The following is a 20275-nucleotide window of genomic DNA, read 5'->3' on the forward strand; positions in this document are numbered from 1 at the left end:
ATCGTTTGGCGTATAGATTTTATACCAAACATATATTGAATTAAAACTATTTTAATTAATACAACAGGATCTATGCTTGGTCTCCCATTATTTAAGCAATACATGTCCTTTACAAGATCATATATGAAATCAAAATTGATAGCTTTTTCTATTTTTCTAACTAAATGATCTTCTGGAACCAATTGGTCAACAGAGATAAATTCAACTTGTTCTCTACGAATTTTATCTTTGTTGATTGTTAGCATACTTATCCTCCTTTATTACTTCGTATATTATTATATTTCGACATAAAAAAAGAGAATCCTTTTTTTGTGATGGATTCTCTTTTTAAAATTATACTTTGTCAACAATCTGACAGCTTTAAAGTAAAACCTTTAAAGCTGCTATAAAATATCTTTTATTATTCCTCCACCAACCACTATATCATTATCATAAAAAACAACCGATTGTCCTTTAGTTATAGCCCTTTGAGGTTTATCAAACTCCACAATAACTCCACCTTTGTATGGATAAATAATAGCATCAGCTTCCTTAGCTGTATATCTTATTTTTGCCGTAACCCTCATTTCACTTTCTAATTTATCAAAGGGAATAAAATTTACGTCTTCTGCATAAAGCCTATTTTTAAAAACTTCTTTTTCATCTCCTACCACAACTATATTTTTTTCTGGAATTATATCTATAACAAAAACAGGTTTTCCAAGGGCAAGTCCTAATCCCTTTCTTTGGCCAATAGTATAATGTATTATTCCTTTATGTTCTCCTAATATGTTTCCATTAACATCAACAAAATAACCTTTTTTTACTTTGTCAGGTACTCTTCTCTTTATAAAACCTGCATAATCATTATCTGGAATAAAACAAATCTCTTCACTATCCGGTTTATTATAAACCTCAAGACCTATTTCCTGTGCTATTTTCCTTACTTGATCTTTTGTATAACCTCCAAGAGGCATTAAGGTATGAGCAAGTTGGTGTTGGGTTAAATTATATAACATATAAGTTTGATCTTTTTTAGAATCTTTAGACCTTAACAAAAGGTATCTTTTTTTATCCTCATCATATTTAATAGATGCATAATGGCCTGTTGCAATATATTTTGCCCCAAGGGCATTAGCCTTTTTTAAAAACTCATCAAATTTAATGTATTTATTACATGCTATACATGGATTTGGAGTTTTGCCGGCAAGATATTCATCTACAAAATAATTAATAACCTTTTTCTCAAAAACTTCTCTAAAATTCATTACATAATAGTAAATTCCAAGCTTATCTGCTACTTTTCTTGCATCATTTACTGCAGAAATTGAGCAACATCCTCCAATTTTATCTTCATAAAATACATCCTTAGGAACTAAAGTCATTGTTATTCCTATAACATTATAACCTTGTTCTTTGAGAAGATAAGCTGCAACAGAGCTGTCTACTCCGCCACTCATACCTACTACAACTGTTTCCTTCATTAAATCACCTCACTAAAATACCCCGGAAAATCCGGGGTTTTTACTATTCATGATGATCATGTTCAGAATTTGAAAATCTATCTTCCCATGGCTCTAGACCATTTTTTATCCTATAATCATTTATAGCTTTATGAATTGCTTCCTCTGCAAGAACTGAACAGTGCATCTTTACAGCAGGAAGACCACCTAAAGCTTCTGCAACCGCTTTATTTGTCAAATTCCATGCTTCTTCAAGGGTCTTTCCTTTAATAAGCTCTGTTGCCATGCTGCTTGATGCAATTGCTGCTCCACATCCAAAGGTTTTAAATTTTACATCCTTTATTATATTATCTTCTATTTTTAAATAAATCTTCATCATGTCCCCGCATTTTGGATTTCCAACTTCTCCTATTCCATCCGCATCGGGTATTTCTCCCACATTTCTTGGATTTATAAAATGTTCCATTACCTTATCACTGTATTCCATAATTATATTTCCCCCTTTATAAACTTTTCATACAATGGCGACATTTCTCTTAAACGTTGAACTATATTAGGTAAAACAGAAAGAACATAATCTACATCTTCTTCAGTATTCAAATCTCCCAAAGTTAATCTTAAAGATCCATGAGCAATTTCATGTGGAAGACCAATCGCAAGTAAAACATGTGATGGATCTAACGACCCTGAAGAACATGCACTTCCTGTTGATGCACAAATTCCAAATTGATCAAGAAGCAGAAGCAATGATTCACCTTCTATAAATTTAAAGCTTACATTGATATTTCCAGGAAGTCTTTTTTCAGGATGGCCATTAAGCCTTGTATAAGGTATTTTTTCCATAATACCATTTAACAATCTATCTCTTAATTTTTTAATTCTTTCATTATGACCATCTATATCCTGTGTTGCAAGTTCTATAGCTTTACCTAATCCTACTATACCAGGAAGATTTTCAGTTCCTGCTCTTTTTCCCTTTTCTTGACCTCCACCATGGATTAAATTGTCTATTTTTACACCTTTTCTTATATATAAAGCTCCAACTCCCTTTGGTCCATAAAACTTATGGGCTGCTAGAGATAGTAAATCTATATTCATTTCCTTAACATCTATCTTTACATTTCCTACCGCTTGAACCGCATCCGTATGGAATATAATCCCTCTTTCCCTGGCAATCTTACCAATCTCAGCAATAGGCTGAATAGTTCCTATTTCATTATTTGCAAACATTATTGTTATAAGTATAGTCCTATCTGTTATAGCTTTTTTAAGTTCATCAATGTTTACCATTCCATATTCATCCACATCTAAATAAGTAATCTCAAAACCTATTTTTTCAAGATACTCACATGCATGCAAAACTGCATGATGTTCTATTTTAGTTGTTATTATATGATTTCCTTTGTCTCTATTTGCAAAGGCAACTCCTTTAATTGCCCAATTATCTGCCTCTGAACCTCCGCCTGTAAAAAATATCTCATCTGGCAAAGCATTTAACGCCTTAGCTACCTTCTCTCTAGCCTCTTCAATAGCTTTTTTTGATTTCCTTGAGAATGTATAAACAGAAGAAGGATTACCAAAATTTTCTGTAAAGTAAGGCATCATAGCCTCTAAAACCTCAGGCTTAACATAGGTTGTTGCCGCATGATCCATATAAACAAATCTTTTTTCCATACTTATTCTCCCTCTCCTTTAGTTTTTTCTTGAAGGCTGTTATAGTCATTAACAACATCCTGCAAAGTAGTAGAATTTAAAATCTCATTAATACTATTGCTAATCTTGAGCCATAAAATCCTTGTAGCACAATAATTTATCCTAGAACAATTCATTTCTTGCGTTATACAATCAGAAATTTCAATGGGGCCTTCAAGTACACCAAATATATCTGCTATAGTTATCTCTTTAGGAGGTCTTGATAATATATACCCTCCCTTAGATCCCCTTACACTTTTTATAAGTCCTGCCTTCCTTAAGCTTGCAAAAAGTTGTTCTAGATAATACTCTGATATATTTTGCCGCTCTGCAATCTCTTTTATTGAAACGGGGTCACCACCATAATGAAGAGCAAGCTCAAACATGGCCTTAACCCCATATCTCCCTCTTGTAGATAGTTTCATTTTACCACCCCAAATTCCGAGTAAAAAAGTAGGATTTTAATTTTAGGTTAACATATCTAAACAAAATTGTCAACGTTAAAACAATTATTTTTTAAGTCTACTTAACCTTTCTTTTATTTTTAATTCATACCCATTATTTGTAGGATTGTAATATTTTTTCCCTTTTAATTTTTCTGGAAAATATTCTTGATTTACAAAATTATTTTCATAATCATGGGGGTATAAATAACCTATCCCCCTATTTAAATTTTTAGCACCATTATAATGAGCATCCTTTAAATAATTTGGAACATCTAAGTTAGGATTCTTTTTAACATCTTCAAGAGCATTATCTATTGCTAAATAACAAGCATTACTCTTTGGCGCACATGCTACATAAATAGCCGCTTGAGCTAAAATAATTCTTGCCTCCGGCATCCCAACAAACTCAACAGCCTTTGCTGCATTAATTGCTACATTAAGAGCCATAGGGTCAGCATTTCCTACATCTTCACTGGCACAAATTACAATCCTTCTTGCTATAAAAAGCGGATCTTCTCCTGCTTCAATCATTTTTGCAAGATAATAAACAGCAGCATCAGGATCAGATCCCCTCATGCTTTTTATAAATGCTGAAATAACATCATAATGATTATCTCCATTTTTATCATAATTTATCAGTGGCTTTTGCATACATTCAACAGCATCATCTAGCGTAATTATGATCTTTTCTTCATCATTTTTAGATGTTAAAACAGCCATTTCAAAAGCATTTAAAGCTCTTCGTATATCTCCTCCACTATTATTTGCAAAAAACCAAAGAACTTCATCTGAAACCTCTATTTTTAAATCTTTATATCCTTTTTCACTAGTTAAACATCTTTTCAATACCTTAAATATATCTTTAGCCTCTATAGGCTTTAGCTCAAAAATTAATGATCTTGAAAGAAGAGCCTTATTTACCTCAAAATAAGGATTTTCTGTAGTTGCACCAATTAAAACGATGGTTCCATTTTCCACATAAGGTAAAAGAGCATCCTGTTGAACTTTATTAAATCTATGTATCTCATCAATAAAAAGTATTGTTTTCTTACCATAAAGCTTTAACATATTTTTTGCTTCATCAACAGCATTTTTTATATCCGTAATATTTGAAGTAACAGCATTTATCTGCTTAAATTCAGATTTTGTAGTATTAGCAATAATCCTTGCCAGAGTCGTCTTTCCTGTCCCTGGAGGACCGTATAATATTACAGAAGTTAAATTATCTGTAATAATAGCCCTATAAAGCATTTTATTTTTTCCAACAAGATGTTCTTGTCCTACAAACTCATCTAAAGTCTCAGGACGCATTCTTTCTGCAAGAGGTTTAACATTTTGCTGATTTTTTTTGTTAATATAATCAAATAAATCCATATTCATCACCAAGATAATTATATCACAATAATTGTTATTTGAAACTTTAAATAATTAGATATATAATATGTTAAGTAGCTTTAAAAAAGGAGGAACTAAATGAAAATAAAAAGTTTAAAAAAAGATATTTTATTTTATCTTATATTTGAGCTATTTTTAGGAATTTTTGTAGGTGCATATGGCTTTTTATTAGGACCTTATATCATGAGCATAGGCTACAAAGAAAATCTAGTTGGAACTATATCATTAGTTCAAACCACATCTTTTGCTTTATTTGCATACTTTGCAGGAATATTAAGCACCAAATTTAAAACTAAAACTTTATTTGTCCTATCATCCCTTTTGTGTTTTTTTAGTTCTTTATTATTTGCCTTTTATGTAAAAATAATAACTATAATATTAGCAACAATAATTTATGCATTAGGACTTTCTATTGTGGTTGTTATAAAAACCCCTTTTATAGTTAAAAATACTAAGGGATTTAATACAGTAAAAATAATAAGCATTGTATTAGCTTATTGCATAACCACTAACCTAATAGGTAATTATCTTGCTGGATATATATCCAGCATATTAGAATATAGGAAAGTATGGTTTATATTCGGATTATTCTCTCTACTTAGTGCCTTACCCGCACTTTTAATTAAGTCTGACAAAACAAATATATCTAAAGTTGAATATAGAAAAATACAAATTACACCAAGAATGATATTTTTAATTTTATATACATCCCTTGGTTCTTTTGCCTTTGGATTAATTGGATCCTACTATACAACATTTTTAATAAACAAATTAAATTTAAATGCAAAAAATGCTTCTTTTATTAACAGTTTTAATATAATTGGAACTATACTGGCTATGTTTATATCCCCTTATATATCAAAACGCATTGGCAAAACTAAAACCCTTTGGTATACAAAAGTGCTCTGTTTCCCAACACTTTGTGGGCTATCTTTTATAAGTTTAATTTCTAAATTGTCAATACCTTTGCTATCGCTACTATATTTTTTAAGAGCTTTATTTTTAAATATTCCTATACCAATTGAAAACGACCTTATATTAAAGTCCGTTTCACTTGAAAATCAAGCTAAATTTAACAGTCTAGTAGTTCTGACAAACAATATAACAATTTCCTTATCCTCCCTTATGGCAGGGTTTATAATCTCTGAAATGCCTAACGGGTATGAAATTTCTTTTATATTAAGTTCTATCTTCTTTTTAATGCAGGGATTTATGTTTTATAAATTTTCTTCTAACTTCATTAAGAAAAACAAAAATGATGGCTTATACTTTTAGCCATCATTTTTGTTAAAAAGGTAAATAACATTTCCTTCTTTATGTACTTTTTTAACTGATTTTTCCTCTAATCCTTCCTGTTCTAAAAATTTTATAAAATCTTCTAATTCTTTTGGACCTATGCTTTCCCAAAAATTTTGCATTTGAGGATTTTTATATATTTCATTCCTTATTTCTAAAATTTCATTTACATCAACTTTTTCATCAAAAACATCTTGAAATTTAGTTTTATCAACTCTTTTCATTAATTTATTTCCAAAATAGGTAAGATCATATATTATAAAAGGATCACTTAAAATATCATAAGAAGAACAATTCTTATTAACAACTGCCTCAGCTTCTCTAAAAACAATATCAAAATCCATTTTTGAAAGATAGCAGGGTTGAATTATAGGAATAAAATAACTTAAAGGAAGTATGTAAAATTTAACTAAATATGATGTAATTATAAAGTAATTATCATAATGACTTTTGGATTCATCTTTATTTATTCCTAATATATAGTCTACAAAATCATACTTGTCTATTTCTAAAGCCTTTAAGAACCTATCTAAAAACTTTTGAATTAAGCCTTTATTTTTTATATTTCTTTTAAGATAAATTACATTATAAAAATCTAAGTTTAAAAAACCTAAAACTTCTGAAGCTATTTTTACCCAAAAATCTATTATCTTTTTATAAGAATTATTATTATTAAAAAAATCAACATCAAAATCATTGCCTGTTATGAACACTCTTCTTCCTTCATTTTCATAAGAAAAAGCATTAAAATAGGCAGCCAAATTGAAAATCTGAAGCAAATAAAAGTCGTCTTTAAAAAACAGGTTGTCTTGAATATCTTTATAAACTTGATCTAATTTTAATTTACTTAAATCAACTCTTTTATTTGTAAAAAAACTTTGTAAAAATTGAATATCATTAAACAAACCGTTATTATCCTCAGTAAAAACTCTATATTCCATCTTAAAATCCCTAAGTTCATTTTCAATAAATATAGGAACAATATTAGGTAAAACAGCAACTTCATCTTTGAACTTTTCAAATATAATCCTGTTAAAAATATTTGCTGGTGAAAAGTAGGTATTATCAATTAAAGCTGAATAAAACCATTTAAAAAAAATAATTTGGCTTAACTGTTTTACGGCTAATTTCTTTCTATATTCATTTTTTTTTATCTTTCTAAAAGCCTCTGTAAACTCAATTTTATATATATCAAACAATTTACATACATCATCATTATTTTCAATAAACTCTAAAACTTGCATGATTACCTCTCCTTATAAAATATAAATAAAAGACGCCATCCAGGCGTCTTAATAATTTTCAACAAATACTTCAAAATATCCTTGAGGATGTTTACATGCAGGACAAACTTCCGGCGCTTCCTCTCCCTCATGGATATATCCACAATTGTTACACTTCCACAAAACTTTTTTGTCTTTTTTAAATACCTTGCCATTTAATAAGTTTTCATAAAGCTTTCTGTATCTTTCTTCATGTCTTTTTTCAACCTCTGCTATTTTTCTAAAAGCTTCAGCTATTTCATGAAATCCTTCTTCTTCTGCAATTTTTGCAAATTCCGGATAAAGTTCTGCCCACTCCTCTTTTTCTCCATTTGCAGCATACTTTAAATTATCTAACGTGCTTGAAAGTGCAACGGGATAATCTGCTGTAATTTTAACCACATCTCCTTTGAGTTCTTCATTTAAAAACTTAAAAAACACCTTTGCATGTTCTTTTTCATTTTCAGCTGTTTCCATAAATATATTTGAAATTTGAATAAAACCTTCCTTTTTAGCTTGACTCGCATAATATGTATATCTTGTTCTTGCCTGTGACTCTCCTGCAAAAGCCTTCATTAAATTTTCAGCAGTTCTACTTCCTTTTAAATTCATAATTTCCCCTCCTTAAGCAAAGTCTTTGTAAGCTTTGGCAACCTCTTTAAACCCCAAATTATTAAGTACATCAATAACTAAAAGCCTTATTTCATAAGAAGTTACCTCTACTTTATTAAATTGCTTTATCCTTTTTTCAACTTCGTTAACTACATTTTCAACATCAGACAAAGTCAAAGGTTCTTTAACATCATCAGAGGCATTTTGAATCGAAACCATTATCTTATCTTTATTAAAATCCTCTACTCTACCATCTTTTTTTAATACCTTCATATAACCCCTCCAAAATAATCTTATTAAGATTATAACATCTATTTTTGAAAAATTCAAACAAATTTTATAATTTCTTGACAAGCTTAACATAATATAATAGCATATATAAAAAGCATGAAACCTATCATAAGTTTAAATATAAAAACTTAATAGAAAGGAGATGTAAATCTTGGAGGAAAAAAAGGTTATATTTAGTGGAATAAAACCCTCTGGAGATCTAACCCTTGGAAATTACCTTGGAGCTATAAAAAATTGGGTTAAACTTCAAGATGAATATGAATCCTATTTTTGTGTAGTAGATTTACATGCCATAACTGTAAGACAAGAACCTGCCCTTTTAAGAAAAAGAACACTAGAAATACTAGCCATATACATAGCATCAGGAATAGATCCTGAAAAAAATACTTTATTTATACAATCTCATGTTCCTGCCCACTGTGAAGCAGCATGGCTTTTAAACTGCTTTACATATATGGGAGAATTAAGTAGAATGACTCAATATAAAGACAAAGCAAAAAAATTAGGAGAAAGCATCAGTGCAGGACTTTTTAATTATCCCGTTTTAATGGCTGCTGATATACTTTTATATAATACAGATCTTGTTCCAGTTGGAAAAGATCAAAAACAACACTTAGAACTTGCAAGGGATATTGCAATAAGGTTTAACAATCTATATAGCCCCACCTTTAAAGTCCCTGAAGCATACATTCCAGAAAGAGCTGCTAAAATAATGGACCTTCAAGATCCATCAAAGAAAATGTCAAAATCAGAAGATAATCCAAATGGATATATCCTAATAATGGATTCACCAGATGTTATAAGAAAAAAAATATCAAAAGCTGTAACCGACACGATAGGTATAGTTAGATATAGCGACGAACAACCTGGAATTAAAAATCTAATAAATATATTATCTGCAATAACTAATCTAACTCCAGAGGAAATAGAAAGAAAATATCAAGGATGTGGGTATGCTCAATTTAAAGCCGATGTTGCACAAGCAATAATTGATGAACTTACTCCTATTCAAAACAAAGTAAAAGAACTTCTAGAGGATAAATTATATCTTGAATCAATATACAAAAAAGGTGCTGAAAAAGCAAATTATATAGCAAATAGAACATTGAGAAAAATGCAAAGAAAAATAGGCTTTATATTAAAATAAAGGTCCAAAGCTGGACCTTTATTTTATTACCTTCTTTACATATTCTGAAGTCATAGATTTTAAAAGGGAACCATATTCCATAAAAAACTCAATTGTATCCCCAACTTTATAATTTCTCTTACTTTGAGTAACATCTAATATAGTATGATCACTACTTGCCCCAAGAACAGTAATGTCTTTATCAATAGGAATTAATGTATTTGGATCTATATCTTGTCTTCCAATAGCAACAATTGCTCTTTTCATGATTCCCTTATCTTCAAAATAAGGTTTTTGTCCAAAAGCATCCATACCAATATTCCCAATTGGAACCGAAGGCTTATCTTTAAGCTCTATTATCTCTGCTTTCAAAGTAAATACATCCCTATGAAGCCCCTCTACAAAATTTCCAAAGGCAGTCTCCCTTCCAAGAAGCAAAGCCTCACCAAACCTTAAATTGTTTATTCCCTTTGGAAGCCTTCCTTGAAGAAGAAGATATAGACTGCTAGAATTTCCTCCTGATATAATTTCAAGCTCTAAATTGTATTTATCTTGCATGTTTTTTGCAATCTCAACTAGCTTTCCTAAATTTTCTTCATCAGGAATTACTCCTCCATAACAAGTTAAATTAACTCCAAAACCAACAATTTTAATTCCTTCTATTTTAACAGCTTCCTTCACAAAACTATCCACATCCGTTGGCCAAATTCCTTCCCTTAAATCACCTAAATCTACCATTAATATAACTTTATGAATTTTTCCCTGTTTTATAGCCTCTAAACCTAAAAGTTTTAAAGTTTCAAGCTCTGAATTTTGACTATAATCAGCATATGTTACAACTTGCTCAACTTCGCTTTGCATAGGTATTCTCAAAAGAACTTTTTTTACGTTTAAATCTTTAACTTTTATTAAATTTTCAATCCTTGAGTCTGCAATATATTCAACTCCACTATCAACCATTGCCTTTGCAAGGTCATAAAGGGCACAAAAACATTTAGTAACTCCCATAACGCTTACCCCGTTTTCCTTGCAAAGTTTTACTAAAAAGCTTGTGTTCTCCTTAAGTTTTTTCAAATCTATCTCAACTCTTGGATACATATTATGCACCTTCCAATCCTAAGCTTTCTAGTAGTAGTTTTTTGGCAGCCTCTTTATGTTTTTTAGATAATACACCAAGGGAAGCCATAATATAATAATTATCTATGAGAACTTTAACACCTTTTTTAGGATATAAGAACATATCGCCGGTATTATCATAGGGAATGCTGGACAATATCTCAACCCGCTTAGGCAGCCTTGTCAAGGCTCCTCCAGTCCCTATGATATACTTAACGTTCGTAAGATCTTTACCTTCTGCTACTGTTTTTTTACCTGTTGGACCAAATATATACCTTAAAGAACCCGCATGCCTTCTTACAGCAGTTAAAACAGCTTCCTTAGTAAGCCTTTCTATAAACTCCTTTTCCCTTTCAGTTTCAGGTATAGGCTTTCTGTTTTTTATAAGCTCTTCAGCATCTGGAAACTCTTTTTTCAACTCCTCTAACCCTATCTTTTCAACAATATGAGGCAAATTAACAAAAACCCCCAAATCCCCCTCAACCGTTCTTTTAGCAAAGGGTTCAGGACTTATAAGAATTCTTTGTATTTCATCACTTCCTTCAGTAACAGAATGAACATCAGTAGTTGCTCCACCAACATCTAAAACCATTAAATCTCCTAAAACCTCATAAAGCAAAATTGCACTTTCCATAACCGCACCAGGAGTAGGTATTATAGATTCATTTACCATACTTCTAACTTTAGCCATTCCTGGAGCTTTAGTTATATGTTCTTCAAAAACTTTTTGTATGATTTTTCTCGTAGGCTCAACATTTAACGTGTCTATCCTTGGATATACATTTTCCACTATATAAAGAGGTTGATTAGCTTGTTCAAAAATTATTTTCACTTCTTCATGATTTTCAATATTTCCTGCATAAATAACAGGAACATTAAGCTTTAAATTTGCAATCTGTTCTGCATTATAAAGAGCTGTCTCCCTTTCACCATAATCTACTCCACCAGCCACTAGAATAATGTTAGGTCTTATCTCCTTAATCTTTTGAAGATCCGTCCTTCTTAGTTTTCCTGCCGTAACCATTTTTATAATAGCACCGGCCCCAAGGGCGGCTTCTTTAGCCGCCCTTACAGTCATATCATAAACAAGGCCGTGCACTGTCATCCTAAGTCCTCCAGCAGCACTGGAGGTTGCAAAAAACTCATCATATTCTATATAATCAGCACCTATATTTTTAGCAAGAGATTCTAATGCCATATTAAGCCCTATTGTGACATCCCCCTCTAAAACTGTTGTAGGTCCTTGTCCCTGACCTATAAACCTTACTTCATCTTTTATGTTAAAAGCATTTAAAACTGTAGTAGTACTTCCTATTTCAGCTATAAGACAATCAATTTTCATTTATATCCTTCTCCATTTCCCATCTTTTCTTTACGAGGAAGGATGCCACATGAACTCCCTTAGTTCCTCTTCCAAAACCTGCATCCATTCCTGCTTCCTTTGCAATTTCATCTGTAATTTGAGTTCCTCCAGCAGCAAGTATAATTCTATCTCTTATACCTTTTTCAATGCAAAGCTCGTGTAATTTTTTCATATTCTTTATATGAACATCGTTATGGGTTATTATAGTACTTGCCAATATAGCATCTGCGTTTAATTCTATTGCTGCGTCAACTAGCTTTTCAACCGGACATGAAGTTCCTAAATAATGAACCTCTATACCATATTTTTCTATTCCACCGTGCTTAATATCAATAACTTCTCTTAACCCAACTGAATGTTCATCTTCACCAACAGTTGCAGCCACAACCTTCATAGGCTTTCTTTCTATATCTTTTCTTATAATATCATCATCTAAGACTTCAGGTTTCTTTGGAATAGAAAGCTTAGAAATATCTATGGTAAATGGTACTCTACCTTTTATTTCTACAACCGTTCCTTCTGATGGATGTGCAGAAAGTTTATGAATTACTACAACATCTTCAAGTCCCATTTTCTTACCTATCTCAAGAGCTGCAGCTTCTGCTGTATCTTCATCACATGGCAAGAATATAGTAGTTGCAACTATACCATCTCCTGTCCATTCAACTTCTGGTTTTATTTGAGTTGATTTTCTTAAATGTTCTGTTTCTTTTAATCTCTTATAAACATTATCATTTTCATCAAGCTCGTCTATAAATACTATCTTTTCTGGCTTGTGGAATGTACAACCATCTATAAGATCACATGGTTTTTCAAGGCCTTCTGGTAAATTATTGTATCCAAAATGTTCACAAACAGGAGCCATATAATCTTTATCTCTTTCAACTACAGTTCCTGCTCCAATACCTCCATCTATGTGTCTTACTATACCATCACCATTTCTTTCTGGGTACATACCAGAATCCACAAAGAATCCCATTTCAACAGCTTTAAAATATCCTCCAACTTCAAGTATTTCTTCCATAAATAGAACTGCTCTTTCTTTTAATTCCCTTACCTTTTCTGCAAGATATCCATCCTTTTTAAGTTCAACCATTTCTAAAAGTCCGTCCATACCTACAAGAGCTTGTTTTGCTGTATCTATTGCTTGAATATTATAATAATGCCATGGAACATTTCTTCCTTCATCTGGAGTTATTGTTGATTGAATATCTGCACTTGTAAGCCTTGATATTAAAAGATTTAAAACGTGGGTTACAGTAGCCTCCCTTGTATCGCTTTCCATATACTTTGTATTCATTTGAGCTCTCATTTTATAATCCTTAAACAACTGTCTTAATGCAACAGCATATGGTAGGTCTATCCTTAAACATGGTGCTGGTGGTGCTGTTGGAGGAACCGTTGAGAGAGCAATATTTTCAGGTTTCATTCCAACTGCTTTTGAGAAAGCACAGTTTATAGCATGTTGAACCATAAGTTCTGGCATAACCTTCCAAGCCTTCATTGCAGTTGCATTAGCGTTATGGGCCCCATCTATTTGAAGCATACCTGCCCATGCCATAATCTTTTTAGCAACAGCTGCGTCAACAAAAGATCTTACCATATTTATGTTTCTGTAAAGAACATTATATTGAGGGTCTTGATGTGCACCATTTACTCCTTCTTCTGCAAACATAACAGCTATATCTGGTCCTGCAACACCTGAAACATATGAATGGAAATTAATTGGCCTTCCTACTTCTTCTTCTATAAGATCAAGAGCTTTTCTTGTTGCTCTAACTTGTTTTCTTGATATTGGAACTCCCCCAACTCCCTCTGGAGTTCCTTCAATAAGTCCATCAAAATGGCTTTGGCCTGCTGTTCTAATTACCATTATATGATCGGCACCATGCCATGCAGCCATTCTCATTCTTCTTATGTCATCTTCAAAACGTCCTGAAGCAATTTCTGTTGTAATTATACAATCTGGCTGTGGATCTATATTACCAAAACTTCTTGCGGCAGGTAATGGAATGCTTTGTTTTAATGGTTTTGAAGCTTGATGATATTCAAATTCTCCATAAATTTGTTTTCCTCTATCTTCCCTCCAATGCCATCCACGTCTTTTGGGTCTATAATTTTCAAGATCCTTTAAAATTTCTTCAATATCAAGTTTTTTATTCTTATCAAGCATTTGAAGCACCTCCTTCAAAAAGTCCTGGAACTTCTTCCCAACATTTACCCTCAACAAGTAAAAGTCCTGCTTCCCTTATAGGTATATTCTTTTTCTTTGCTAGTCTATAAACTACGTTTCCTGCACCTTTTCCTAAAAGTCCAAGCTTCATAACACCTTCAACAATTGCCTTTGCTTCTATACTTGAAAATCCCATTCTTAAAAGAACAGATCTTTCAACAGCAGGAGAAGTATGAGTGTAAGCGAGTTCAACTAAAGGCTTTACAATCTCCTCTGCAAGCTGCCAAAATCTTTTTTCAAGTTCTTCATCTGTAAGATTTCTTAAATGCTGTCTCCTCACTTCAAAATCATCTGGTCTTTTTGCCATATTACTCCCTCCTTGTTTACTCTACTTTTACATTTAATTGTTCTAAAACAGATAAAACAAATTCTTTGTCTGTTTTAGTATCTTCTGCTAAAAACTCAACATCTTCTAAAGTTACATAATCAACTTTGTAATTATCTATACAATTCTTTATATATGACCTTCTTAATTTGTTTAGGTCAACCTCTCTTGCTTTTATAAGCCTTGGATCCTCTGGAAGAATTATATTTTTTCCTGCAACTTCTTCATCTGGGTTTCCAAACCTTATATCAATACCATTTTTTCTTGCAAAACTTAACTGTGACAGATGATGTTTTCCAACGCCAGTATATTCAGTTTCTTGAACTACTATTACTTGGTCTTCGTCCATTTCCATAGCAAGAGCAAAAGCAGCAGTTAAAGACGTATTCCCTGCAGGACCTCTTTCTATTCCTTCAAGTTGTGCAAGGGCTTCTGTTATATAGAAAACCTCACCCTGTTTTACAGTAAAATATCTATCAAGATATCTTAAAGGTCTTGCTGCACTCCTTGGAACATCTGATCTATCTGGCCAAGTTGCAAATGGAATTCCAAATCCTGTATGTCCAGTTGTAAAAGATTTTCTATTAAAATCATAATCTGATGCCATATGAAGTCCTGATAAATCAACGCTTGCTCCATAAACTTTAGTATCTAAAGCTCCTGCCTTTATAAGACCTCTTGCTGTTCCTGTAACATTACCTCCACCTGCATGGGTTACAACAACAACATCAGGATCTTTTCCTATTTTTTCCCTACACTGCATGGCAATTTCATAACCTAAAGTTTCAACACCTGCTATCCCAAAAGGAGAATATAATGAGGCATTAAAGTAGCCTGTTTCTTCTAAAACCCTTAAAAACATATAGAAAAGCTCTGGACCAACTGAAAGTTGTATAACTTCTGCTCCTAAGCATTCACACTTTCTTTGTTTTTCAAGTATTTCTGGTTGTCCAATTTTTCTTGAGTCATAGCATTCTTGAACTATGATAGCCTTTAAATTTCTCATAGCAGCTTGAGATGCAACAGCTGCACCATAATTTCCGCTAGTTGCCGCAACAACACCTTTAAACCCTAATTTTTCCGCATGATAAACTGAAACAGAAGCTCTTCTATCTTTAAAACTTCCCGATGGATTACATGCTTCATCCTTTATAAAAATCCTTGCTCCTTTTCCCTTTGGAGCCAATTTTCTTGCTAATTTTGTTAAATTTTTAAGCTCTATTAAAGGAGTATTTCCAACACCAACGCTTGACTGTATCCTTTGAATTTCTTGAAGTGAATATCCTGTCTCCCTCATCATTCTTTCATAATCAAAAGCAATTCTTCCCGTTTCAAAAACTGAATAATCTATTCCTACTGCTTTTTTCATTATCTCGTTTTTTCTTGCCATGACGGCCTGATAACTTAAATCTTTACTCACGGCCATCACCTTCTTTCAATATATTTCTTAAAGTTATACCTATTTGCAAAATCTCTGGAACAAATTCACCAAAACCATAAGTATATGTTGGATTTACCTCGACAAGCTTTCCTTTTACCACCCTTCCTGTAAGAGTTGTTATCTCTACAGTATCGCCAATATTAGCATCATGGTTTAAAAATCCTTTAACCCACATTTCTAAAGGAACATTTTTAGTGTCTTCGGGAATATTTGCGGTTCTTTCATGAGGTTGTAAAACAACCTCATGAATTTGAACCCAATCCCCCTTTTTAGCCTTCATTTAATATCACCCCAAATTACCTTTTAATATATTTTCTAATATCAGCCATTAATGCATGTGGAAGAGGCATGTCTATCATAGACTTTAATCCTGGCTCTGCATTTATAACATGAGGTATCATATTAACAGCAACTGCAATAGTTCCTATTCCCCCTGGAGTTTCTGGCTTTATCGCAAGGCTTAAGTTTGGATCTCCTTCAATCCAAATGTAATCTCCTGTTTCTACACCTTCTAAATGAGGATGTATTTGTTGTGGATGTTCAAGAGTAATTACAACTTCACCATTTTTCTTTCCATAAGCTATATGTTTGCATCCTGCAACCATTCCTGGATAAACTTTTACATGTGGAGTTTCTCTATATACATTTGAAATAATAGGTTCCCTTGTCTCAACAACCTCATCTATTTCAATTCCAAGAGCATCTGCTATCATAGGAATTGATTGTTGGAATCCTATATGTCCTACAATTGTTCCATCTTTTATTCCTTTTTCAAATTCTTCAGGAGTTGTTCCTACACCTTGAGTTCTCATAACTGTTGGTCCAAATGGAGATAAGTCATTTATTCTTGCTGCTCTTATCTTGTTTACCCTCCTGCAAGCTGCTGAAAGAACAATTATCAATGTATCAAGAACAAAACCTGGATTAACTCCTGTTCCAAGTATTGTTACTCCATTTTCCTTTGCAAGCCTATCCATTTCCTTTGCAAGTTCAGGTTCTACTGTATGTGGATATGACATTTCTTCTGCTATAGTTATAACATTCATCTTGTGTTCTACAGCCATTTTTATTTGTGGAAAAACATTTTTAACAAAAGAATCTGTAGCAATTATACAAACATCTGCCTTTACTGAATCTAAAACTTTTTTAGCATCTGTTGACGTTAAAACCCCAATTTTTCTATCAATTCCAAGATATTCACCAAGATCCATGTTTTCTTTTTCAGGTTGTCCAATTATTGCACCTACAATCTCAATTCCTTCCTTATCAAGAATCATTTTTGCCATACCTGAGCCCATAGCTCCTATTCCCCATAAAACCACTTTAACCTTGTCCATAAACATCCCCCTTAACTTTAATTTGTTTTTCACCATATTTAACAAGCAAATTTCGTGCCAACTTAAAATTAAATTTTCATGATATTTTATAAATTTAGTGTATTTCTTTTGTTATAATTTACTGAATATTTATTCACAAATTAATCTTAAAAATATTTTTGAAATTATCTGCAAATTTTTTTGCTATTGTTAACTTATAAACAATGCTTTATTAACAAAAATTTAATAAAAATATAAAAGGTTGATGCAAATATTTTTGCATCAACCTGCTTAAAATTTGGCACTTTCATTTATTTTATATTTTTTCATTTTATGTTGCAAAGTTTGTCTTTTAATTTTCAACTTTTCTGCCGCCTTTGTTATGTTATAATTTGTTTCCTCAAGAGCACTTAAAATTAAACTTTTTTCAATGTTTTCTAAATATTCATTAAGCCCTATATCCAAACTCAAATTACTCTTTAAAGATCTTTTGAAAATCTGCTCTTTATATTGACCTACAAAGTGTTCCTCTTTTAAAAGTCCTGTAGTAGCTAAATTCATAGCACTTTCTAAGTAGTTTTTAAGTTCCCTTACATTTCCTGGCCAATCATAAGACATAAACGCATCATATACCTCTTTAGATAAATCTTGAATGTTTTTATTTAATTCTTTATTATATTTCTTTATAAAATAATTAACAAGCAAAGGTATATCCTCTTTTCTTTCTCTAAGAGGTGGAATTGCTATATTTATTACACTAAGCCTATAATATAAATCCTTCCTTAGTTTTCCATTTAATATTGCAGCATATGGATCCTCATTAATAGTTGCAATAACTCTAACATCAATTGGAATATCCTTAAGTCCACCTATTCTTCTTATATAACTTTCCTGAAGAACTCTTAAAAGCTTAGCTTGAAGGTTTAGCGGCATAGAATTTATCTCATCTAACAAAATAGTTCCACCATTTGCTTGTTCAAAAAGTCCTGGTCTATCTAAAGCTCCCGTAAAGCCTCCTTTTACTGTTCCAAATAAAATTCCTTCAAGTAAAGATTCAGGTAAAGCAGCACAATTTACCGCTATAAAAGGTTTATCTTTTCTTAAACTTTCATTATGAATACATCTTGCAAAAACTTCTTTACCAGTCCCTGTTTCACCATAAATAAGCACTGTTGAGGAAGATTTTGCTGCCTTTTTAGCTATTTCAACCGCTTTTAAAAATTTTGGACTACATCCTATAATATTTGAAAAATTTGTTGTCTCACCTAAGTTATCTTTTTCTTCTGTAAGTTTAATTATTTTATCATAAAGTTCTTTTATTTTTGTAAAATCCTTTGAAATCTCTACTGCTCCAACTATCTCTCCATCCTTTATTATAGGCAAAGTTGTGTTAACTGAAGTTATATGATATCCCTTTTTATTCAAATAAGTTTGATATCTATCTATGATAATCTCTCCAGTTTTAACCGCATTTAATAAAGTACTTGTATTTTCATTAAGACTTGGAAAAACCTCTAGGATATTTTTTCCTAAAACCTCTTCCTCTTCCATACCCTCTAGGTTTGCCATAGCTTTGTTGTAAATGATTGTATTTCCATGTTTATCTATAACATGTATACCTTCTTGAGTATATTTTAAAATTATCTCAAGAATTTCTTTGTAAAAGTTCATTCTCCCCTCCCCCAATTTTTTATTTCCTTTATAAGCCAATGCATAGCAAAATTTGTAGATAAAAGCCTTATCCTTTGCCTATCCCCAGAAAGCCTAAGTTCCTTATACTTTTCTATTCCATTAAAATACATTCCAATATAAACAAGTCCAACAGGTTTTTTATCTGTTCCTCCTGAAGGCCCCGCTATACCAGTTGTTGAAATTCCTATATCAGCTCCTAAAGATAAAGCAACTCCTTTTGCCATTTCAATAGCACATTCCTTACTAACTGCGCCATATTTTTTTAAAGTTTCCTCTTTTACTCCTAATCTTTTTATTTTAGATTCATTGCTATAAGTTACAACTCCCTCTAATAAAACTGAAGAAATTCCAGCAAAATTAACAAGTCTTGAAATTAACATACCTCCTGTGCAGGACTCTGCCACTGCTATTTTTAAATTGTTCTTTATAAGAAGATTTCCTAAAACCTCTTCAAGATTTGTTTCACCTTCCCCATATATAAAATCTTTAAGTCTATTTCTTATTTCAGCTTCGATAGGATAAATAAGTTTTTCTGCCTCTTTTTGATTTTTAGCACTTGCAGTTATTCTTAAAGTCACTTCCCCTTCTTTTACATAAGGAGCTATAGTGGGATTGGATTGATTTTCTATCAAATCCCTTATTTTTTCTTCAACATAACTTTCTCCAATCCCTGCAATTTTCAATACCTTAGAATAAAGAATACCTTTTGAGTATTTTAAAAGCCTTGGCATTACCTGATTTTCAAACATAGGTATCATTTCTTTAGGAGGCCCTGGAAGCATAAATAAAACTTTTCCTTTATCTTCAAGATATATTCCAGGAGCAGTTCCAAAATCATTCAAAAGAGCTTCCCCACCTTCTATTATATACGCCTGTTTTTTAATAGCATCATTTATGGGTAAATTCCTTCTTAAAAAATGTTCTTCTATCTTTTTCAATGAATTAAAATCAAGGATTAAACCTTTATTAAAATATTTTGCCGCAACCTCCTTTGAAAGGTCATCCTGAGTTGGACCAAGCCCTCCTGTTGTTATAACCATATCGCTTCTTTTAAAAGCAATATCAAAAGCCTCTAAAAGACGTTTTTCATTATCCCCTACAACCGTTTGAAAGTAAACAAATATTCCAAGATCTTTAAGCCTTTTTGCTAAGTATTGAGCGTTAGTGTTTACAATATCTCCAAGCAAAAGCTCTGTTCCAATAGAAATTATTTCACAAATCATAGTA

Annotated in this window: 20 protein-coding genes; 2 read left to right on the top strand and 18 right to left on the bottom strand. The window is 31.9% G+C overall.

Annotation, left to right across the window (positions count from 1 at the left end; all coding sequences use genetic code 11):
* The 6 genes from C4R78_RS06450 to C4R78_RS06475 all read right to left on the bottom strand — a co-directional run.
* A partial coding sequence (locus tag C4R78_RS06450; RefSeq protein ID WP_173689750.1) for a transposase occupies positions 1-245 on the bottom strand: 245 nt, incomplete at its 3' end.
* Between the two features lie 138 nt (positions 246-383).
* Entirely contained in the window at positions 384-1463 is a 1080-nt protein-coding gene (gene mnmA / locus C4R78_RS06455) for a tRNA 2-thiouridine(34) synthase MnmA (RefSeq protein WP_103896265.1), read from the bottom strand.
* Positions 1464-1506: 43 nt separating this feature from the next.
* Positions 1507-1929, bottom strand: coding sequence for a Fe-S cluster assembly scaffold protein NifU (nifU, locus tag C4R78_RS06460; protein WP_103896266.1), 423 nt, complete (start codon positions 1927-1929; stop codon positions 1507-1509).
* Positions 1930-1931: 2 nt separating this feature from the next.
* Entirely contained in the window at positions 1932-3116 is a 1185-nt protein-coding gene (nifS, locus tag C4R78_RS06465; protein ID WP_103896267.1) for a cysteine desulfurase NifS, read from the bottom strand.
* 2 nt (positions 3117-3118) lie between these two features.
* Positions 3119-3559, bottom strand: coding sequence for an RrF2 family transcriptional regulator (locus tag C4R78_RS06470; RefSeq protein WP_103896268.1), 441 nt, complete (start codon positions 3557-3559; stop codon positions 3119-3121).
* 84 nt (positions 3560-3643) lie between these two features.
* Complete coding sequence (locus tag C4R78_RS06475) at positions 3644-4954, bottom strand: replication-associated recombination protein A (protein WP_103896269.1); 1311 nt, start codon at positions 4952-4954, stop codon at positions 3644-3646.
* Between the two features lie 99 nt (positions 4955-5053).
* On the opposite strand from C4R78_RS06475, the gene C4R78_RS06480 reads away from it, so the two are divergent.
* Positions 5054-6250 (top strand): MFS transporter, encoded by a 1197-nt coding sequence (locus tag C4R78_RS06480; RefSeq protein ID WP_103896270.1) that lies wholly within the window; start codon positions 5054-5056, stop codon positions 6248-6250.
* On the opposite strand, the gene C4R78_RS06485 is transcribed toward C4R78_RS06480, so the two are convergent.
* Genes C4R78_RS06485 through C4R78_RS06495 form a run of 3 tightly spaced genes read right to left on the bottom strand, consistent with a single transcriptional unit; the run spans position 6247 to position 8418 of the window.
* Positions 6247-7515: a hypothetical protein gene (locus C4R78_RS06485; protein WP_103896271.1), complete on the bottom strand. Its 1269-nt coding sequence runs from the start codon at positions 7513-7515 to the stop codon at positions 6247-6249. The two genes, C4R78_RS06480 and C4R78_RS06485, sit on opposite strands and share 4 nt — an antisense overlap.
* 48 nt (positions 7516-7563) lie before the next feature.
* Positions 7564-8145, bottom strand: a complete 582-nt coding sequence (gene rbr, locus C4R78_RS06490; RefSeq protein WP_423236638.1) for a rubrerythrin — start codon at positions 8143-8145, stop codon at positions 7564-7566.
* A gap of 12 nt (positions 8146-8157) precedes the next feature.
* Positions 8158-8418, bottom strand: a complete 261-nt coding sequence (locus C4R78_RS06495; protein WP_103896273.1) for an ATP cone domain-containing protein — start codon at positions 8416-8418, stop codon at positions 8158-8160.
* Between the two features lie 166 nt (positions 8419-8584).
* Here C4R78_RS06495 and trpS point away from each other — a divergent pair, with 166 nt between their 5' ends.
* Complete coding sequence (gene trpS, locus C4R78_RS06500; RefSeq protein WP_103896274.1) at positions 8585-9583, top strand: tryptophan--tRNA ligase; 999 nt, start codon at positions 8585-8587, stop codon at positions 9581-9583.
* An 18-nt stretch (positions 9584-9601) separates the two neighbouring features.
* On the opposite strand, the gene orr is transcribed toward trpS, so the two are convergent.
* From orr to C4R78_RS06545, 9 genes are all read right to left on the bottom strand, one after another.
* Positions 9602-10660 carry an ornithine racemase Orr gene (gene orr / locus C4R78_RS06505; protein ID WP_103896275.1) on the bottom strand — a complete coding sequence of 353 codons (1059 nt, stop codon included), beginning with the start codon at positions 10658-10660 and terminating at the stop codon, positions 9602-9604.
* A gap of 1 nt (position 10661) precedes the next feature.
* On the bottom strand, positions 10662-12020 hold the full coding sequence (locus C4R78_RS06510) for a GlmL-related ornithine degradation protein (RefSeq protein WP_103896276.1): 1359 nt from the start codon (positions 12018-12020) through the stop codon (positions 10662-10664).
* On the bottom strand, positions 12010-14214 hold the full coding sequence (gene oraE, locus C4R78_RS06515; protein ID WP_103896277.1) for a D-ornithine 4,5-aminomutase subunit OraE: 2205 nt from the start codon (positions 14212-14214) through the stop codon (positions 12010-12012). Before oraE ends, C4R78_RS06510 begins: the two co-directional genes overlap by 11 nt.
* Positions 14207-14581, bottom strand: coding sequence for an ornithine aminomutase subunit alpha (locus tag C4R78_RS06520; protein ID WP_103896278.1), 375 nt, complete (start codon positions 14579-14581; stop codon positions 14207-14209). Before C4R78_RS06520 ends, oraE begins: the two co-directional genes overlap by 8 nt.
* A gap of 16 nt (positions 14582-14597) precedes the next feature.
* Positions 14598-16025: a 2-amino-4-oxopentanoate thiolase subunit OrtB gene (ortB, locus tag C4R78_RS06525; protein WP_103896279.1), complete on the bottom strand. Its 1428-nt coding sequence runs from the start codon at positions 16023-16025 to the stop codon at positions 14598-14600.
* Positions 16012-16320, bottom strand: a complete 309-nt coding sequence (gene ortA / locus C4R78_RS06530) for a 2-amino-4-oxopentanoate thiolase subunit OrtA (RefSeq protein ID WP_103896280.1) — start codon at positions 16318-16320, stop codon at positions 16012-16014. Before ortA ends, ortB begins: the two co-directional genes overlap by 14 nt.
* A gap of 16 nt (positions 16321-16336) precedes the next feature.
* Complete coding sequence (gene ord, locus C4R78_RS06535) at positions 16337-17377, bottom strand: 2,4-diaminopentanoate dehydrogenase (protein WP_103896281.1); 1041 nt, start codon at positions 17375-17377, stop codon at positions 16337-16339.
* A gap of 270 nt (positions 17378-17647) precedes the next feature.
* Entirely contained in the window at positions 17648-19027 is a 1380-nt protein-coding gene (locus C4R78_RS06540; protein ID WP_103896282.1) for a sigma-54 interaction domain-containing protein, read from the bottom strand.
* A complete protein-coding gene (locus C4R78_RS06545; RefSeq protein WP_103896283.1) occupies positions 19024-20271 on the bottom strand; it encodes a competence/damage-inducible protein A in 1248 nt (415 codons plus the stop codon). Before C4R78_RS06545 ends, C4R78_RS06540 begins: the two co-directional genes overlap by 4 nt.
* Between the last annotated feature and the right edge of the window lie 4 nt (positions 20272-20275).

The organism is Caloramator fervidus (genome assembly GCF_900108045.1).
In the GTDB taxonomy this organism is placed as follows: Bacteria; Bacillota; Clostridia; order Clostridiales; family Caloramatoraceae; genus Caloramator; species Caloramator fervidus.

Bases quoted from the DNA above. Each gene is read 5' to 3' on its own strand.
- C4R78_RS06520 (WP_103896278.1), bottom strand. From the start codon at position 14,581: ATGGCAAAAAGACCAGATGATTTTGAAGTGAGGAGACAGCATTTAAGA.
- C4R78_RS06480 (WP_103896270.1), top strand. From the start codon at position 5,054: ATGAAAATAAAAAGTTTAAAAAAAGATATTTTATTTTATCTTATATTT.
- C4R78_RS06545 (WP_103896283.1), bottom strand. From the start codon at position 20,271: ATGATTTGTGAAATAATTTCTATTGGAACAGAGCTTTTGCTTGGAGAT.
- mnmA (WP_103896265.1), bottom strand. From the start codon at position 1,463: ATGAAGGAAACAGTTGTAGTAGGTATGAGTGGCGGAGTAGACAGCTCT.
- ortB (WP_103896279.1), bottom strand. From the start codon at position 16,025: ATGGCCGTGAGTAAAGATTTAAGTTATCAGGCCGTCATGGCAAGAAAA.
- ortA (WP_103896280.1), bottom strand. From the start codon at position 16,320: ATGAAGGCTAAAAAGGGGGATTGGGTTCAAATTCATGAGGTTGTTTTA.
- C4R78_RS06485 (WP_103896271.1), bottom strand. From the start codon at position 7,515: ATGCAAGTTTTAGAGTTTATTGAAAATAATGATGATGTATGTAAATTG.
- nifU (WP_103896266.1), bottom strand. From the start codon at position 1,929: ATGGAATACAGTGATAAGGTAATGGAACATTTTATAAATCCAAGAAAT.
- rbr (WP_423236638.1), bottom strand. From the start codon at position 8,145: ATGAATTTAAAAGGAAGTAGAACTGCTGAAAATTTAATGAAGGCTTTT.
- oraE (WP_103896277.1), bottom strand. From the start codon at position 14,214: ATGCTTGATAAGAATAAAAAACTTGATATTGAAGAAATTTTAAAGGAT.
- orr (WP_103896275.1), bottom strand. From the start codon at position 10,660: ATGTATCCAAGAGTTGAGATAGATTTGAAAAAACTTAAGGAGAACACA.
- C4R78_RS06510 (WP_103896276.1), bottom strand. From the start codon at position 12,020: ATGAAAATTGATTGTCTTATAGCTGAAATAGGAAGTACTACTACAGTT.
- C4R78_RS06470 (WP_103896268.1), bottom strand. From the start codon at position 3,559: ATGAAACTATCTACAAGAGGGAGATATGGGGTTAAGGCCATGTTTGAG.
- C4R78_RS06540 (WP_103896282.1), bottom strand. From the start codon at position 19,027: ATGAACTTTTACAAAGAAATTCTTGAGATAATTTTAAAATATACTCAA.
- C4R78_RS06495 (WP_103896273.1), bottom strand. From the start codon at position 8,418: ATGAAGGTATTAAAAAAAGATGGTAGAGTAGAGGATTTTAATAAAGAT.
- C4R78_RS06475 (WP_103896269.1), bottom strand. From the start codon at position 4,954: ATGGATTTATTTGATTATATTAACAAAAAAAATCAGCAAAATGTTAAA.
- nifS (WP_103896267.1), bottom strand. From the start codon at position 3,116: ATGGAAAAAAGATTTGTTTATATGGATCATGCGGCAACAACCTATGTT.
- ord (WP_103896281.1), bottom strand. From the start codon at position 17,377: ATGGACAAGGTTAAAGTGGTTTTATGGGGAATAGGAGCTATGGGCTCA.